Genomic DNA, 14,652 nt, shown 5'->3' on the forward strand with positions numbered 1-14,652 from the left:
TGCCTAACGCGTTGCCTCTTTTTTCAGTGCTTCCAGTTCTTCTACAGAAAATTTATAATTGGTGTTGCAGAAATGACAGTTCACTTCGATCTCCTCTCCGTCATCGATCATACTCTGCAGTTCCTTTTTACCGATACTGATAATTGCCTTAGACACCCGTTCCTTGGAACAGTTGCAGTGAAATCTGGTCTCCAGTGTGTCTGTGAATTCTACTCCCAGATCTCCCAGCAGATTTTCCAGAATCTGTTCCGGTGTATTTCCCGCATCCAGCATAGCAGTCACAGAAGTAACATTCTGGATCTTCTGCTCCAATGCGGCAATCACTCTCTCCTCTGCAAAAGGCATCAGCTGGATAATAAATCCGCCTGCCTGACGCACGGTATTTTCTTTATTCATAAGTACACCAAGTCCCACTGCCGATGGAACCTGCTCTGAGGTTGCAAAATAATAGGTCAGGTCTTCTGCGATCTCGCAGGTCTGTAACATGGTCTGGCTGGAATATGGTTCCTTCATTCCCATATCTTTGATGACGTTCAAAAATCCCGGTCCAACTGCACCTGCCACATCCAGCTTGCCTCTGGCATTTGCCGGAATAACAACATTTGGATTACCCACGTATCCTTTTACATTCCCGTGGGAATCTGCTGTTACGGTAATTCCCTTTAAAGGGCCGCCAGCCTTGATCTGAAGGGTCAGGACGTCTTCATCCCCCTTCATCATACTTCCCATCATAGCACCTGCAGTCATAAGTCTTCCCAGTGCTGCTGTTGCTACAGGGCTTGTATTATGTGCATTTCTGGCATATTCTACCATATCTCTTGTTGTCGCAGCAAAAGCCCTGATCTGGCTGTCTGCCGCTGTTGCTCTTACTATATAATCAGACATGTTCTGTTCCTTTCTTTTTTCCGTGTTCCCGCGCTACTACATAGATCCGTTCGCTGAAGTCCGTCGGTTCCTGCATAGTATCTGCATCCAGAACCGTAACAAACCTCATGCCTGCACGTTCCAGTGCCTGACATACGGTCGTGATCTCATATCCTCTCTGATCATGGAGTTCCTGTTCTCTCCGGTACAGGCCGGATGCTTCCCGTATAAACAGGGTAAGATCATACTCATTCATCTGTTCTTCTTCATACCAGTTATTTTCCCAGATAAAGCTGCCCTCTTCCCTGCTGTCTGCAAGTACACAGTCTCCGCAGACATCCCGGAAATAATGTATGGTCTTTAAATCAAATACAAAGATCCCTTCCGGATCCAGATAATTGTTCACACAGGCAAATACCTGCTCTAAATCTTCTTCTGACAAAATATAATTCATGGAGTCACAGACGCTGACTGCCGCTCTTACCGTACCATACAGTTCAAATGCCCGCATATCCTGAAGCAGATACAGGATATCCAATCCAGACTGATCCTTCTTCTCCATTGCCCGTTCCAGCATCTGTGCACTGGAATCTACGCCAATCATATCGTACCCCTGTCTGGCAAGCAGTTCGGTAAATGTCCCCGTACCGCACCCCAGTTCTAATACAAGGCCGTCCCGGATGCCCTGATCTGACAGGATTCTGCATACATTTTCCAGCCAGTCTTCGTATGGAATATCTTCCATGAACATATCATATACAGAAGCGAACTCCTCGTATGCTGTCCGTTCTTCTTTCATGTTTTCCTCTCTTATCTGCTTCAGGAGCCTTTCTTACAGATACTGCTCCAGAAAATCAATCAGCTTTTTCATCTGCTCATCTGTCCCGATTGTAATACGCAGATAGTTGTCTATTCTCGGTTTGTTAAAGTAACGCACAAAAATGTGCTGCTCTTTTAATGCTTCAAAAAGTTCTTTTGCCTGCACTTTCTCATGTGTTGCAAAAATAAAGTTTGTCTTAGAATCCGGGAAGGTAAAGCCCAGACGCTTCAGTTCCTTCTTTGTCCATTCTCTGGTTGCCATGATCTTCCCTGTGATCTTCCGGAAATATTCCTGATCCCGGATAGCCGCACTTCCCAGCACCAGACTTGGACGGTTCATGGTGTAGGAGTTAAAGGAATATTTTGCATCGTTCAGATAATGAATCAGTTTCTCGCTTCCAAAAGCGTATCCAATACGCATTCCCGCCATGGATCTGGACTTGGATGTAGTCTGTACCACCAAAAGGTTTTCATATTTTTCAATGAGCGGAAGAACAGATGCTGCTCCAAAATCCACGTATGCCTCGTCAATAATCACTACTGATTCCGGATTATAGGCAATGATTTTCTCCACTTCTTCAAATGGCATCTCCACACCGGTTGGTGCATTCGGGTTCGGGAAAATAATTCCGCCATTTTCCTTCATGTAATCTTCCGGTACAATGGCAAAGTCCTCATTTAACGGAAGCTGTTCATACGGTATGCGGAACAGGTCTGCCCATACATCATAAAAAGAATATGTAATATCCGGAAACAGAATCGGTTTCTCTGAATTAAAAAATGTGAGAAACGCCATAGCCAGCACATCATCGGAACCAACGCCCACAAATACCTGTTCTTTTTTGACATGATAAGCTTCTGCCAGTTCCTCTACCAGCGCATCTGCTGCCGGTGCAGGATAGAGACGCATGGAATTCAGTTCCATTTCCTCCAGAGCTTTCTTTACCAATGGTGATGGCGGATATGGATTCTCATTGGTATTTAATTTGATCATATCCGGAAAATCCGGCTGTTCTCCAGGTGTATAGGGTATTACTTTTCTTACATTTTCTTCCCAGATACTCATTACTATTCTCCTCATCTCTCTACTTATATCTCAAAATACACGTGCAGTCACGTGTCACGCACTCTTACAGCTTATATTCTGCTGCAAGTTCTTCAAATTTTGGCAATGCATTGCAGATGGTCTCGTAAGATACGCAGTATGCCAGTCTCACATAGCCAGATCCTCCAAAGGAAGATCCCGGTACGATCAGCAAATGATATTTTTTTGCTGCCTCGCAGAATGCCTTATCATCTTCAACCGGTGACTTCATCCACAGATAAAAGGCGCCTTCCGGCTTAACACAGGAAAATCCTGCCTTCACCAGACCTTCATACAAAGTCTTGCGATTCCTGTTATAATATTCCAGATCTACTTTTGCATCCAGGCATTTTGCAATGACTCTCTGGAACAGCGACGGTGCATTTACATAACCCAGAATACGATTTGCCACATTGGCCGCCCCGATAATTGTTTCACTGTCATCTGCCTCATCCGGAATGACCAGATAGCCAATACGTTCCCCTGGAAGTGATAAGGACTTGCTGTAGGAATATCCTACAATGGTATTGTGATAATACTTTGTCAGATACGGCACTTCTACTCCATCGTATGCCAGTTCTCTGTACGGTTCGTCCGATACCAGATAAATACTGGTTCCGTATTCTTTTTCTTTCTTCTCCAGAATTGCCGCCATCTTCCGGATGGTTGCTTCTGAATATACCACACCGGTAGGATTATTCGGTGAATTCACGATAACTGCCTTGGTCTTTTCACAGATCATCGCTTCGAACTGTTCCAGATTTGGCTGGAAGTCTACAGTATTTGCCGGAACTGCTCTTAAAATTCCTTCATAATTGGATACATAGGAACGGTATTCTCCGAAATAAGGTGCAAAGGTAAGCACTTCTTCTCCCGGATTCAGCAGTGTCTTCATCACCACATTCAGTCCGCCTGCCGCACCTACTGTCATCAGAATATTTTCCTGATGAAACTTCGTTCCAAAACGCTGATTCAGAGAATCAGCAATGGCAGCACGTACATCTTCATAGCCGGAATTGCTCATATATCCATGTACCATCAGCGGATCTTCTTCCTGCAGAATGTTCTCAATTGCCTGCTTTACTGCCTCCGGTGCCGGGACATTGGGATTACCCAGGCTGAAATCATATACATTTTCCGCGCCATATTTTGCGGCCATGATTTTACCTTCTTCAAACATTGCCCGGATTGCCGAGCTGTTTTTTACCATTGCTGTCATTTTCTCTGAAATCATTTTTCTTCCTCCTGCTTACCTCTTATACCGGACTGTTCCCTTTTCTACCATAAACACTGGGTGATAGGACAGCTTTGCCTTGCGAAGTCCCTCTTCTCCCACATCATCTTCTCTGTTAATGTAGGTGAAGCCTTCTGTCTCATGAATGACAAACTGCTGATTGATCATGGAATATGCTCCTTCAATATCTGTACATGCTTTTTCAATATGCACAACTATGGTATCGTCACACACCGGTTCACCTAATGAAAAAGCTACTACCTCTCCATTTACCCGGAGAAGTCCTCCCCGAAGTCCAAGTTCTTTATACAACCGCAGCGAATTCATGGAAACAGCCATTTCCGCATGTTTTTCATCATCCTCATCCACATCGTTGGTATTACGCCATTTTAATGCCATCTGGAAGCAGTCTTCCACATTCTCATCGTTGATGCTTTCATAACTCCAGTCCGGATAAGTCTTCTGAAACTTGTTCACATGGTTCTTTTTTCCATGATACTTTTTTCCGGAGAGATTGGCAAGCTTTTCTCTCTCATAAACATAATCTGCAATGTTACGATCATAAAAGATCTCAAATGTATCCGGATAGAGCCGTTCCAGAATCGTAAACTGTTCCGGAGTAACCTGTCCCAGACAAAACTCTATATTTTCTTTTTCACAATATGTCCGGATTGCCTCTATCGCTGCCTTCACATTCTTTTCTTCACCGTATGGAAAATCGAAAAACGGATCCTCTTCTCCACATTTGAACACCATCATATCCTCCATAATGGCATACTCAACATGATAAAATCGCGCCCAGAGATAGACGCAGGAAAACGTACATTCGCATCCTCTGCTCTTCTGCAGAGAAAAATAATGCATAATGGTATCCCGGTCTTCCAGCTCCGGTCTCTTAAATTCTGTATTCATATTTCTGCTTGTTACCTCATCTCTGTTCATTTTTGATAAATCGAAAAGGATGGACTGTCTTCCCAAACGCATCCATCCCTTTCCACATCCTTATAAGGCAGGGGCTACTCTACTACCAGTCCCTGTCTTGTCATCACATCAATTACCTGATCTACATATTTTTCGCACAGTGCTTCCTCGGACGCTTCCACCATAACACGAATGACCGGTTCAGTTCCACTCTCTCTTACCAGAATGCGGCCTTCATCACCCAGTTCCTTTTCCACAGACTGGATTGCTTCCACAACTGCCTGATTCTCACGTGCTTCCTGCTTATCTGCCACTCTGACATTCTTCAGAAGCTGTGGATAGATCTTCACTTCTTTTGTCAGGGCTGCCAGAGACATCTTCTTCTCTGTCAGTACTTCCATAATCATCAGAGAAGTGAGGATTCCGTCTCCGGTTGTGGCATGCTTACTGAAAATGATGTGTCCGGACTGTTCCCCGCCCAGGCAGTGTCCGTTCTTCATCATATTTTCATATACATATTTATCCCCGACTGCTGTCTTTTCATACTCAATTCCTGCACGGTCAAATGCCTTATACAGTCCCAGATTAGACATAACAGTCGTAACAACTGTGTCGTTTTTCAGACGGCCATTTTCTTTTAAATACTTTCCGCATACATAAAGAATCAGGTCTCCGTTTACCACTTCTCCGTTTTCGTCTACTGCGATACAGCGGTCAGCATCTCCATCGTAGGCAAATCCCACATCCAGCTTCTTATCTCTCACCATCTGCTGGAGAACTTCAATATGGGTAGAACCACAGTTCGTATTGATATTGGTTCCATCCGGCTCATTATTAATCACATAAGTCTTGGCACCCAGCGCATCAAATACACTCTTGGCAATGGAAGATGCACTTCCGTTAGCACAGTCCAGTCCGATGCGATAGCGCTTGAAAGATCTGGTTGCCAGAGAAATCAGATAACCGATATAACGGTTTCTTCCTGCCACATAATCAACGGTACGACCTACATTCTCTCTGGTTGCCAAAGGCAGTTCTTCTGTCTCACCGTCGATGTATTTCTCAATCAGTTCTTCTACGCTGGCTTCCATCTTGTGTCCATGACCATTGATAATCTTAATACCATTGTCATAGAATGGATTATGGCTTGCAGAAATCATAATACCACAATCAAAATCTTCGGTTCGTACTACATAAGAAACACTTGGTGTGGTGGTTACATGCAGCAGATAGGCATCTGCTCCTGATGCAGTCAGTCCCGCTACCAAAGAATATTCAAACATATAACTGCTTCTTCTCGTATCTTTTCCGATAACGATATTGGCCTTGTGATTTCTTCCGAAATACCATCCCAGGAATCTTCCCACTTTAAATGCATGTTCTACTGTCAGATTTACATTTGCTTCTCCACGAAAACCATCTGTTCCAAAATATTTTCCCATTGTATTCACTCCTTAGATCTGAGTTTTATTTCTATTCCTCATTTAAGTTGGCAAGCTTTGCTGCCTGATCTGCCGCAATCAGACTGTCAATCAGTTCATCAATATCTCCATTCATAATGGAATCCAGTTTGTACAGTGTCAGCTTGATTCTGTGATCTGTTACACGTCCCTGTGGAAAGTTGTAAGTACGGATCTTCTCAGAACGGTCACCTGTACCGATCTGGCTTCTTCTCAGTTCAGCCTCTGCATCATGTGCCTTCTGCTGCTCAATATCATACAGCTTCGCACGTAACAGAGCAAATGCTTTTGCCTTATTTTGAAGCTGGGATTTCTCCGTCTGGCTGTATACTACAATACCGGTAGGATAATGGGTCAGTCGGACTGCAGAGTCTGTTGTATTGACACACTGTCCACCGTTTCCGGATGCACGCATAACGTCGATACGGATATCCTTCTCATCAATGACAACATCCACTTCTTCCACTTCCGGCATCACAGCTACCGTGATGGTAGAAGTATGAATTCTTCCGCCGGATTCTGTCTCCGGAACTCGCTGTACACGGTGAACACCACTCTCATATTTTAATTTGGAGTAAGCACCCTTTCCGGTAATCATGAAATTGACTTCCTTCATACCGCCGATACCGATCTCATCACAGTTCATCAGTTCCACTTTCCAGCGGTTCTTTTCTGCATATTTCACATACAGACGATACATCTCTGCTGCAAACAATGCTGCCTCATCCCCGCCTGCACCTGCGCGGATCTCCACGATAACGTTCTTATCATCGTTCGGGTCCTTTGGCAGAAGCAGAATCTTCAGTTCTCTTTCCAGTTCTTCGATTCGCTTCTTGGCATCAGACAGTTCTTCTTTTAACATCTCACGCATTTCTTCGTCGTTTTCTTCTTCCAGCATTGCTACTGAATCTTCTACTGTCTGTTTACAGTCTTTGTATTCTTTGTAAGCATCCACGATCGGCTGCAGATCACTCTGTTCTTTCATCAGCTTCTGAAAACGAGCCTGATTATTGGCAACTGTCGGTTCGTTCAGTTCATTTAATACTTCTTCAAAACGGATCAGCAGATCCTCCAGTTTATCAAACATAGTTCCTCCTTATTTTTTCAGACTTGCCAGCACGATCCGGTCCAGACCTGCCAGGTCTTTTTTCACAGTTATATTCTGATATCCACACTCCTCCAACAGGCTGGTTACCGCACTGCCCTGCAGATATCCGATCTCAAACAGCAGCCAGCCCCCCGGCTGCAGATAATTCTTTGCTTCTTTCACAATCTTACGGTAAAAAAACAGTCCGTCTTCTTTTCCGTCCAGTGCCAGTATCGGCTCATGTTCCCGTACTTCCGGCTCCAGTCCCTGTATCACTTCACTCTCAATATAAGGCGGGTTGGAAACAATACAGTCAAATCTTCCATCGACAGATTCAAACAGATCTCCCTTCCAGAATGTTACATCTGCATTCAATTGTTCAGCATTTTTGCGTGCCACTTTCAGTGCTTCTTCTGAAATATCTGTTGCAAAACAGTGGCAACGATCCTTCATCAGTTTCTGGATGCTGATAATAATGCACCCTGAACCTGTGCACACATCCAGAACGAAGTTCCCTGGTTTTATCTTCCTCAGTACTTCCTCCACAAGACATTCCGTATCCTGTCTCGGAATCAGGACATGTTCATTTACACAAAAATTCAGTCCGCAGAATTCCTGTCGTCCGATAATCTGTTGAACCGGAATCCGCTGTGCTCTTTTTTCAATGGCCTGTTCATACTGTGCCTTGAGTTCTCCCGGCATCTCCTCTGTCTGTTCAAGGAAATAATGTGCCCGGTCTATCTGTCCATATTCTTCCAGAAGAATCCAGGCATCCTGTCCGGCTTCTTCGATGCCACATGCTTTAAGCCTTGCGGTTCCTGTCTTTAATACTTCCTGCCAGGTCATGCTGTCACTCCGTCACCCTGACAGGTGCTGTCTGCAGTTTTCTTTTCTGTTCCAGGGACGATAGTTTCTCCGACTACATATTCCTTCTCTACGATCTCGTAATTCGTTTCAAAATTCTCATTCAGGAACTTCTTCCAGTCAAACACTGCCTCTACAGAAGCAATTGCAACTTCCACCATATCCGGGCTCGGCTCTCTGGTTGTCATGTGCTGCAGTGCCATTCCAGGCTTACTGAGCAGTGCTACAAACTTATTTTCGCTGGTTCCAGCCAGACGGATAAATTCATAGGAAATACCTGCTACTACCGGAAGCAGCAGAATACGAATTCCAAATCCCAGTACTCTGGAGTCTACACGGATAAACATATGCAGAATGATACTGACTACCATAACAATCAGCAGGAAACTGGTTCCGCAGCGTTTATGCTCTCTGGAACTCTTCATTACATTCTCCACGTTCAGTTCCATGCCATGCTCAATGCAGTTAATGCATTTGTGCTCTGCGCCATGATACATAAATACTCTCTGTATGTCCTTCATTCTTGAGATCAGTGTGATGTATCCCATGAAAATTGCAATCTTCAGGGCACCTTCGAAGGCAGAAATCAGTGATGTGGAATCTGTCACTCTTCTTAATAAAAGAGACAGCAGATATGGCAGGATCATAAATACTGCAATCGCCAGTACCATGGAAAATGCTACGGTAAATCCCAGTAGAATATCCATGCCCTTCTTGGTTCCCAGAAAATCATCAATCCTTTTTTCGAATTTAGACGTTTCTTTTTCCGGCTCTTCCTCTTCTTCATCATCAAAGAAGCCGGCTGAATACGTGAGTGTCTTCATGCCAAGAACCAGAGAATCCACAAAGTTAAATACACCTCTGATAAATGGCAGTCCCAAAAACTTTTTTCCTTTTATAAAGCCCGGTGACTCTGCTGTCTTCACAATAATCTCTTTATCCGGCTTGCGAACAGCTACCGCATAACGGTCTCCATTCTTCATCATAACACCTTCCATGACAGCCTGGCCGCCGATTCCCGAACCCTTCACGCCCATTTTTTCCTCCTAGCAAAAAGGTTGAGATTTTCCAACCTCAACCTTACCTTACGCTTCTTATTATGCTTTAATACCGTATTTCTTATTGAACTTATCAATACGTCCACGTGCAGCAGCGGATTTCTGCTGACCTGTATAGAATGAGTGGCATTTGGAACAGATTTCTACGTGGATCTCTTTCTTTGTAGATCCTGTTACGAATGTATTGCCACAGTTGCAAGTTACAGTTGCCTGATAATACTCAGGATGGATTCCTTCTCTCATGTCTTTCACCTCTTATATAATATTTGTGAACTGCCTATGGGATACTCCCAATCCTTCCCGGCCAATGCTGCTCCTAATGTTTCCACAACAAGATATCCCGGGCTATCCCTGTAAGTCCCTACAGTTAAACTTATGGCATACTTATGCCAAGAACGAATGAATTATATCATATCGTTCTCACATTTGCAATACCACTTTAAATATATTTTTGTTTTTTTATCAGCTGTACAAATTCCTTATTATCCTTCGTTCTCACAAACATATTCAGGATATTTTCTACTGCTTCATCTGACTTCATGCCGTTTAATGCTTTTCGCATGATATAGACTGCTTCCTGTTCTTCCGGATCAAGAAGCAGGTCTTCTCTTCTGGTACCTGACTTCGGAATATCGATAGCAGGAAATACTCTTTTTTCTGAGAGCTTACGGTCAAGAACCAGTTCCATGTTACCGGTTCCCTTGAACTCTTCATAAACCACATCATCCATCTTACTTCCGGTATCTACAAGCGCTGTCGCCAGAATGGTAAGACTGCCGCCCTCTCTCATATTACGCGCTGCTCCAAAGAATCTCTTCGGCATATGAAGTGCTGCCGGATCCAGACCTCCGGAAAGGGTACGTCCGCTTGGCGGAACAACCAGGTTGTAAGCTCTTGCCAGTCTGGTGATACTGTCCAGAAGAATCACTACGTCATTCTGATGTTCTACCAGTCTCTTGGCACGTTCAATTACCATCTCTGAAACACGCTTATGATGCTCTGCCTGTTCATCAAAAGTAGAATATACCACTTCCACATTTGTTCCCAGAATTGCTTCTTTGATATCTGTTACTTCTTCAGGACGTTCATCAATCAGAAGCACGATCAGATGCAGATCCGGATCATGCTCCAGAAGTGACTGGGCTATGCTTTTCAGAAGTGTTGTCTTACCTGCTTTCGGTGGAGATACGATCATGCCTCGCTGTCCTTTACCAATTGGGGAAATCAAATCCACAATACGCATGGACACTTCTTTACTGCCACGTTCTACGCGAAGACGCTGATTCGGAAAAATAGGCGTCATGTCTTCAAAATTGTAACGTTTTACCGCTTCGGATGGCTGCATTCCATTGATACCTGTCAGATATAGCAGTGCACTGAACTTCTCCTGTACAGTCTTCACACGGGTATTTCCTTCAATAATGTCACCAGTCTTCAGTCCAAACTTGCGAATCTGCGATGGTGAAACATAGACATCATTTTCTCCTGGCAAATAGTGATTACTTCTGATAAATCCATATCCATCAGGCAGGACTTCCAGAATTCCACTTACGCGGATTCCACTATCCAGCTGGCTCATATCCAGTGCAGGCTTGTCCTCTGCATTTTTCTCTGTCTGTACGTCCTGATGTGTTGCTCTCTCTGCCACTCTGTCAGACTGTTTTTCCTCTGTTCTTTCTTTTGGCGCCGCTTTTTCTTCTATAACTTCTTTCTGAGCTTCCTTTTGGTCTTCCTCCAGCATCAGCTCTACTACTTCTCCTTTGCGCATTCCGCTGCTTACTCTTAATCCTCTTGATTTTGCAATTTTTTTCAATTCAGCAGCAGGAAGAGATTCATACTGTTCTCTTGTCATTTCAGTTTTGTCCTTTCTACTTTCTGTCTCAGCTTATCTATGCCTTGCTGTGATTTTGCCTTCTAATCTTCGATTTTGTGTCTATCATGGGTTCCTGTCGAATTGACTTGAAATTAATCAGATACATGAATGGACATAATATAACATATTTTTTTTAAAATTGCAAGACCCGCTCCATTTTCAGGACAGGATTCCCCCCAGCATTCCACCACCCAGACACAGGGCAAAAGTCATCAAAAGCTGCCCCGGTCCAGACTGAATTCCACCGGAACATACTGACGCCAGTAAGAGAAACAGATAATAGCACACACCTGCTGCCATTCCCCATAACAACCTCTTTTTTCTTATTCCTTTGCCTGCCACAAATCCACAGACAAAACTTCCCAGCACATAAATTACCTGTATTCCAGCCAGAACCATGCTTTCTTCCGGTTCCATCTGAAACAGCAGAAATGCTACCAGTAAAAGAGCGCCGCCGGTAATCGCATATGCCAGCAGCAGGGATTTTATTATAATCCTGAGTTCTGTCCGTACTTTCATACCTTATTCCTCTTTTCTAATTTTTTATGATAATATATATGCCGTTCTTTTTAATATATGTTTCTTCTTATTGAATTTTTATCAGAAATAGGTTATGATGTCGGATAAGAATATTATACGATTGGAGATGATGAATTGAATTCCAGTGACCCCGCCATAGTTGGTGTAATCATTGTATTGATTCTGCTCTCTGCCTTTTTTTCATCTGCAGAGACTGCACTTACTACGGTAAACAAAATTAAGATTATGACACTTGCTGAGGAAGGCAACCGCAGGGCATCCACCCTGTTGAAGGTGATTGAGAACCCCGGTAAAATGCTGGGAGCAATCCTGATTGGCAATAATATCGTCAATCTGTTTGCCTCTTCCCTGACCACTACACTCGCCCTTCATATTTTTAACAGTATCGGCGTGAGTATCTGTACTGGTATCCTGACTTTGGTTATTCTGATATTCGGAGAGATTTCTCCGAAAACTCTGGCTGCTGCCTATTCAGAAAAACTTGCACTTGCCTATGCCGGTGTGATCTATGCACTGATGACAGTGATGACGCCTTTTATCTTTATAACGAACGCACTGTCTCATCTGTTTTTAAAACTGTTTCATATTGACCCGAATAAGCGTAACGATGTCATTACTGAAAATGAGCTTCGTACCTATGTCAACGTAAGCCATGAAGACGGCGAGATTGAACAGGATGAAAAACAGATGATCTATAATGTATTTGATCTGGATGACACACAGGCAAAAGATATCATGGTGCCCCGTGTAGATATGGTTGCTATTGATATCAATGCTTCCTTTCAGGAGCTTCTGGAGATTTACCGTCAGGAAAAGTTCACCAGATATCCTGTATATGAGGGAAGTAACGATAATGTAATTGGTGTTTTGAATATTAAAGATCTGCTGCTTTGCGGCACTTCAGATTTTTCCCTAAGAGAACATATCCGCGAACCTTATTTCACTTATGAATTTAAGAACACCGCGGAACTTCTGGATGAGATGCGAAAAGACTCCATTAATTTCACGATTGTTCTGGATGAATACGGTGCTACCGTGGGACTGATTACTCTGGAAGACCTTCTGGAAGAGATCGTCGGAGAGATCCGTGATGAGTACGATAATGATGAAGCTGATCTGATCAAAGAGATTTCTGATCATGAATATCTGATTGAAGGATCCATGAAGCTGGATGATATCAATGATGCGCTGCATCTAGATGATCTGGATCTTGCGCTGGAATCAGAAGACTATGATTCTATTGGCGGATATATTATTGAACAGCTTGATCACCTGCCTGAACTTCATGAAGGTATCACAACTGCTTCAGGCATCCGGCTGGTGGTAGATAAAATGGATAAGAACCGTATCGATAAAGTACATATGTACTTACCCAAAAATGTGATACGCAAAGAGAGCGAATCCTGATGGATCCGCTCTCTTTCTTTTACTCACACTTCTTAATTAAAGCTCTCTCATGCGGATAACTTTTGCAGGACACTTCTCTGCACATTTTCCACATTTCACACACTTGCTCTGATCTATCACTGCTACATTACCTTCCATGGTAATAGCTTCGTGTTCACACTGTTTCACACAGGCTGTACAACCAAGACATCCTGCGCTGCAGGCTTCTTTTACTGCCTTTCCTTTTTCCTGGGAGCTACACTGTACCACATATACAGAGCTGTCTGGAATCAGGCAGATCAGTCCGTTCGGACATACCTTTGCACAGGCACCACAGCCCACACATTTGGATCTGTCTACTTTCGCCACACCATTTACTACATGGATCGCATCAAACTGACAGGCTGATACACAGGAACCAAACCCCATACATCCGTGGGTACATTTCTTCGTTCCTCTTCCCGGAACCACTGCTGCTGTACGACAGTCTTTGATTCCGAAATAGTTGCATTTTTCCTGTGCAGAATCACAGTCACCTGCACATTTTACAAATGCCACCTGCTTCTCTGCAACTGATACTTCAACACCAAGGATGGCACTGATTTTTGCTGCTACAGGCGCTCCGCCCACCGGACACTGATTCGCCGGTGCTTCGCCCTTCGCAATTGCAGCTGCCAGCCCGTCACAGCCTGGGAAGCCACAGCCTCCACAGTTGTTACCTGGCAGTTCTGCACGGATTGCCACTTCTTTTTCATCTACTTCTACCTTGAATTTTTCACCGGCTGTCACCAGGAGAAATCCAACGATAATACCTACTACCCCGACAACAAGAGCAGCCAGGATAATTGCTGTAATACTACTCATTTTCCTTCCTCCTTAGATCAGACCTGCAAAACCATTAAAAGCTATTGCCATCAGCGCTGCCGTAAACAATACAATCGGCATTCCCTGTAATGGTTTGATGATGGTGTTATCCGCATTTCTCTCACGGATACCTGCCATGATTACGATCGCAATGGTAAATCCTACAGATGTACCGATACCATTCACTACGCTGGTTACAAAATCATATTCTTTCTGTACATTTGTCAGGGCAACACCCAGAACCGCACAGTTCGTTGTGATCAGTGGCAGGTACACACCCAGTGCATTGTACAGTGCCGGGCTGGATTTCTTTAAGAACATCTCTACAAACTGTACCAGACCGGCAATAACCAAAATAAATACAATAGTCTGCAGGTATTCCAGATTGAACGGAACCAGTACCAGACTGTAAATCAGGCTTGCCACTGCTGACGCAATGGTAATAACAAAGATAACTGCAAGTCCCATACTTGCTGCGGTCTTTACCTGCTTGGAAACTCCAAGGAACGGACAAAGACCGTAGAACTGGCTAAGCACGACGTTATTTACCAATGCTGCGCCAACTAATACCAAAATCATTTCTGACATGTCTCTTCCT

Annotated in this window: 15 protein-coding genes; 1 reads left to right on the top strand and 14 read right to left on the bottom strand. The window is 43.8% G+C overall.

Annotation, left to right across the window (positions count from 1 at the left end; genetic code table 11):
- Positions 1 to 3 precede the first annotated feature (3 nt).
- From hslO to H8716_RS10485, 12 genes are all read right to left on the bottom strand, one after another.
- Positions 4 to 885 carry an Hsp33 family molecular chaperone HslO gene (gene hslO / locus H8716_RS10430; RefSeq protein ID WP_249308734.1) on the bottom strand — a complete coding sequence of 294 codons (882 nt, stop codon included), beginning with the start codon at positions 883 to 885 and terminating at the stop codon, positions 4 to 6.
- Positions 878 to 1,663 (bottom strand): class I SAM-dependent DNA methyltransferase, encoded by a 786-nt coding sequence (locus H8716_RS10435; protein ID WP_249308735.1) that lies wholly within the window; start codon positions 1,661 to 1,663, stop codon positions 878 to 880. The genes hslO and H8716_RS10435 overlap by 8 nt, the downstream gene beginning before the upstream one ends.
- A 33-nt stretch (positions 1,664 to 1,696) precedes the next feature.
- Positions 1,697 to 2,749, bottom strand: a complete 1,053-nt coding sequence (gene hisC / locus H8716_RS10440) for a histidinol-phosphate transaminase (protein WP_249308736.1) — start codon at positions 2,747 to 2,749, stop codon at positions 1,697 to 1,699.
- Positions 2,750 to 2,813: 64 nt separating this feature from the next.
- Positions 2,814 to 4,001, bottom strand: a complete 1,188-nt coding sequence (locus H8716_RS10445) for a pyridoxal phosphate-dependent aminotransferase (RefSeq protein ID WP_249308740.1) — start codon at positions 3,999 to 4,001, stop codon at positions 2,814 to 2,816.
- 15 nt (positions 4,002 to 4,016) lie between these two features.
- On the bottom strand, positions 4,017 to 4,913 hold the full coding sequence (locus H8716_RS10450; protein WP_249308743.1) for a DUF2156 domain-containing protein: 897 nt from the start codon (positions 4,911 to 4,913) through the stop codon (positions 4,017 to 4,019).
- Positions 4,914 to 5,017: 104 nt separating this feature from the next.
- Complete coding sequence (gene glmM / locus H8716_RS10455; protein WP_249308745.1) at positions 5,018 to 6,364, bottom strand: phosphoglucosamine mutase; 1,347 nt, start codon at positions 6,362 to 6,364, stop codon at positions 5,018 to 5,020.
- Between the two features lie 31 nt (positions 6,365 to 6,395).
- On the bottom strand, positions 6,396 to 7,469 hold the full coding sequence (prfA, locus tag H8716_RS10460) for a peptide chain release factor 1 (protein WP_249308747.1): 1,074 nt from the start codon (positions 7,467 to 7,469) through the stop codon (positions 6,396 to 6,398).
- 9 nt (positions 7,470 to 7,478) lie between these two features.
- A complete protein-coding gene (prmC, locus tag H8716_RS10465) occupies positions 7,479 to 8,315 on the bottom strand; it encodes a peptide chain release factor N(5)-glutamine methyltransferase (RefSeq protein ID WP_249308749.1) in 837 nt (278 codons plus the stop codon).
- A complete protein-coding gene (locus H8716_RS10470; protein WP_249308868.1) occupies positions 8,312 to 9,364 on the bottom strand; it encodes a DUF1385 domain-containing protein in 1,053 nt (350 codons plus the stop codon). Before H8716_RS10470 ends, prmC begins: the two co-directional genes overlap by 4 nt.
- A gap of 66 nt (positions 9,365 to 9,430) precedes the next feature.
- On the bottom strand, positions 9,431 to 9,634 hold the full coding sequence (rpmE, locus tag H8716_RS10475) for a 50S ribosomal protein L31 (protein ID WP_249308750.1): 204 nt from the start codon (positions 9,632 to 9,634) through the stop codon (positions 9,431 to 9,433).
- Positions 9,635 to 9,830: 196 nt separating this feature from the next.
- Positions 9,831 to 11,243, bottom strand: coding sequence for a transcription termination factor Rho (rho, locus tag H8716_RS10480; protein WP_249308751.1), 1,413 nt, complete (start codon positions 11,241 to 11,243; stop codon positions 9,831 to 9,833).
- Between the two features lie 180 nt (positions 11,244 to 11,423).
- On the bottom strand, positions 11,424 to 11,783 hold the full coding sequence (locus tag H8716_RS10485) for a TIGR04086 family membrane protein (RefSeq protein ID WP_249308752.1): 360 nt from the start codon (positions 11,781 to 11,783) through the stop codon (positions 11,424 to 11,426).
- A gap of 135 nt (positions 11,784 to 11,918) precedes the next feature.
- On the opposite strand from H8716_RS10485, the gene H8716_RS10490 reads away from it, so the two are divergent.
- On the top strand, positions 11,919 to 13,211 hold the full coding sequence (locus H8716_RS10490) for an HlyC/CorC family transporter (protein WP_249308753.1): 1,293 nt from the start codon (positions 11,919 to 11,921) through the stop codon (positions 13,209 to 13,211).
- Between the two features lie 36 nt (positions 13,212 to 13,247).
- On the opposite strand, the gene H8716_RS10495 is transcribed toward H8716_RS10490, so the two are convergent.
- Together H8716_RS10495 and H8716_RS10500 are read right to left on the bottom strand one after the other, a co-directional pair.
- Positions 13,248 to 14,054, bottom strand: coding sequence for an RnfABCDGE type electron transport complex subunit B (locus tag H8716_RS10495; protein ID WP_249308755.1), 807 nt, complete (start codon positions 14,052 to 14,054; stop codon positions 13,248 to 13,250).
- A gap of 12 nt (positions 14,055 to 14,066) precedes the next feature.
- Positions 14,067 to 14,642, bottom strand: a complete 576-nt coding sequence (locus H8716_RS10500; protein WP_249308759.1) for an electron transport complex protein RnfA — start codon at positions 14,640 to 14,642, stop codon at positions 14,067 to 14,069.
- Positions 14,643 to 14,652 lie beyond the last annotated feature (10 nt).

The organism is Jingyaoa shaoxingensis, from assembly GCF_014385005.1.
GTDB lineage: Bacteria > Bacillota > Clostridia > Lachnospirales > Lachnospiraceae > Marvinbryantia > Marvinbryantia shaoxingensis.